This is a genomic window from Litchfieldella rifensis (genome assembly GCF_042646605.1).
Classification (GTDB): Bacteria; Pseudomonadota; Gammaproteobacteria; order Pseudomonadales; family Halomonadaceae; genus Litchfieldella; species Litchfieldella rifensis.
In genome coordinates, this window is sequence record NZ_JBHRUG010000026.1 from 127,158 (window position 1) to 129,802 (window position 2,645).

The 2,645-nt window shown below is 60.5% G+C and carries 2 protein-coding genes; one reads left to right on the forward strand and one right to left on the reverse strand.

The window, feature by feature from the left end:
- Position 1 precedes the first annotated feature (1 nt).
- Positions 2-982 carry a malate dehydrogenase gene (locus ACFOEV_RS12325; protein ID WP_386774332.1) on the reverse strand — a complete coding sequence of 327 codons (981 nt, stop codon included), beginning with the start codon at positions 980-982 and terminating at the stop codon, positions 2-4.
- A 322-nt stretch (positions 983-1,304) separates the two neighbouring features.
- On the opposite strand from ACFOEV_RS12325, the gene ACFOEV_RS12330 reads away from it, so the two are divergent.
- Complete coding sequence (locus tag ACFOEV_RS12330; RefSeq protein WP_386774334.1) at positions 1,305-2,573, forward strand: malic enzyme-like NAD(P)-binding protein; 1,269 nt, start codon at positions 1,305-1,307, stop codon at positions 2,571-2,573.
- Positions 2,574-2,645 lie beyond the last annotated feature (72 nt).

The following is a 2,645-nucleotide window of genomic DNA, read 5'->3' on the forward strand; positions in this document are numbered from 1 at the left end:
TTCAGGGCAGCAGATGCGACACGACGTCTCGCTCGTCGAGCAGTTCCTGCTCCGTGGCCGTCATGCGTTCACGGGAGAATTCGTCGATTTCGAGCCCCTGGACGATCTCATAACGACCGTTGCTGCAACGGCAAGGGAAGGAATAGAACACCCCCTCCGCAATGCCGTAGCTGCCGTCGGAGAGGACGGACATGCTTACCCAGTCATCGGCTGGAGTACCGAGCACCCAGTCGCGCATGTGGTCGATCACTGAGCACGCCGCGGAGCCGGCACTAGACTGCCCGCGGGCCTTGATGATGGTCGCGCCGCGCTGCTGTACGGCGGGGATGAACTCATTGGCGAGCCACGCCCGGTCGACGAGGTCATGTGCCGCCTTGCCATCGATCAGCGCATGGCTCACATCGGGATACAGGGTGGAAGAGTGGTTGCCCCACACGGTGAGCCCGTGGATCTGGGTGGTATCGCAGCCGGTACGATTGGCGAGCTGGGCGAGGGCGCGATTGTGATCCAGGCGTGTCATCGCCGTGAAGCAGTGTGGCTCCAGATCCGGGGCATTGCGTTGTGCGATCAGGGCGTTGGTATTCGCCGGGTTACCTACGGCGATGACGCGTACGTTCCGGCTCGCCACCGCGTTGAGGGCCTTGCCCTGTGCTTGGAAGATCGCTGCGTTTGCATCCAGCAGATCCTTGCGCTCCATACCGGGTCCACGCGGCTTGGCCCCCACGAGGAGTGCATAATCGGCGTCCTGGAAAGCCTGCTCGGCCTTGTCGCTTCGGGTGATGCCCTTGAGCAACGGGAAGGCGCAGTCCTCGAGTTCCATTGCCACCCCCTTGAGCGCATCGAGGGACGGCGTGATATCGAGCAATTGCAGGATGACGGGCTGGTCCTTGCCCAGCATCTCGCCGGAAGCGATGAGGAATAACAGGCTGTAACCGACCTGTCCAGCGCTACCTGTTACCGCGACGCGTACGGGTGCTTTCATGTGCAGACTCCTGATTACCTAAAGAAAAAGGATAGTGGGTGCTGAAGTGCGCGGCGCACGGCAGAATTTTGCGCCATGACGGTGCCTCCCCAGATATCCCTACAATGACAGCGTAGTACAGGCAGGCGACGAAGCTGTGCGATCAAGATAAGCTATGCATTATGCCGTGACAAGCCGACATAAGTTGCAGCAAATATCTGGAAATGGCTTCAAACAAGTGCTTAAAAGTCTGAAATGGCGGGAACTTGGCTCAAGTTGTGACTCAGGGGGTTTTTCTATATTCTGGCGCGACATCTCCATGACATGACCGGAAACGAGACGCATGACAGACGCGAAGAAACAGGCGGCACTGGATTACCACTCACAGCCGATTCCCGGCAAGCTTTCCGTCGAGCTGACCAAGCCGACGGTGTCGGCCAAGCATCTTGCCTTGGCTTACAGCCCGGGAGTGGCCGAGCCCTGCCGTGAAATCGCCAGGGATCCGGAGAATGCCTACCTGTACACCGGCAAGGGCAACCTGGTGGCGGTGATTTCCGACGGTTCGGCGATTCTGGGATTGGGAGATCTGGGGCCGTTGGCGAGCAAACCGGTCATGGAAGGCAAGGGGGTGCTGTTCAAGAAATTTGCCGGAATCAATTCGGTGGACATCGAGGTCAATGCCGAGAGTCCGCAGGCTTTCATCGACACCGTGGCACGAATTGCCGATACTTGGGGTGGCATCAACCTCGAGGACATCAAGGCTCCAGAGTGTTTCGAGATCGAACGGGCGCTCGTCGAGCAGTGCAGCATTCCCGTTTTCCATGACGATCAGCATGGCACGGCGATCGTGACCGTCGCCGGCATGCTCAACGCGCTGGATATCGCCGGCAAGAAGGTCGAAGACGCCCGCGTCGTGTGTCTGGGCGCTGGCGCCGCAGCGGTTGCCTGCATGAAGCTGCTGGTTTCCTGCGGGGCCAGGGCCGAGCATATCTATATGCTCGACCGCAAGGGAGTGATCCACAGCGGTCGCGAGGATCTCAACCAGTACAAGGCGATGTTTGCCACCGAGACCGAGCGTCGGACCCTGGATGACGCCATCGAGGGGGCCGATGTGTTCGTCGGTCTCTCCGGGCCCAACCTGCTCTCGCCGGAGCAACTCAAGAAGATGGCGGCCAACCCGGTGGTGTTCGCCTGTTCCAATCCGGATCCGGAAATCCACCCCGATGTGGCCAATGCCGTCCGCGATGACGTGATCATGGCTACCGGTCGTTCCGACTTTCCCAACCAGGTCAACAATGTACTGGGATTTCCGTTCATCTTCCGCGGGGCGCTGGACGTTCGCGCCACGCGCATCAACGAGGAGATGAAGGTGGCAGCGGTGCATGCCCTGAAGGACCTGGCACGCGAGCCGGTGCCCCAGGAAGTGCTGGATGCCTATGAGCTCGATAAGCTGGAATTCGGCTGCGGCTACATCATCCCTACGCCGCTGGATACTCGTCTGCTCGACCGTGTGTCCTCGGCGGTGGCCCAGGCCGCGGTGGATTCCGGGGTGGCGCGCAAGCCATACCCGTCGCACTATCCGCTGACCAGCGTCGAAGAGGTCTATGGCTGAGCTATCGCCTCGCTAGCCACGACCGCTTCACGGATCACGTGAAGCGCAAGACGCCGGCCCAAAAGGCCGGCG

Coding starts and splice junctions, on each gene's coding strand:
- ACFOEV_RS12330 (WP_386774334.1), top strand. CDS start 1,305: ATGACAGACGCGAAGAAACAGGCGGCACTGGATTACCACTCACAGCCG.
- ACFOEV_RS12325 (WP_386774332.1), bottom strand. CDS start 982: ATGAAAGCACCCGTACGCGTCGCGGTAACAGGTAGCGCTGGACAGGTC.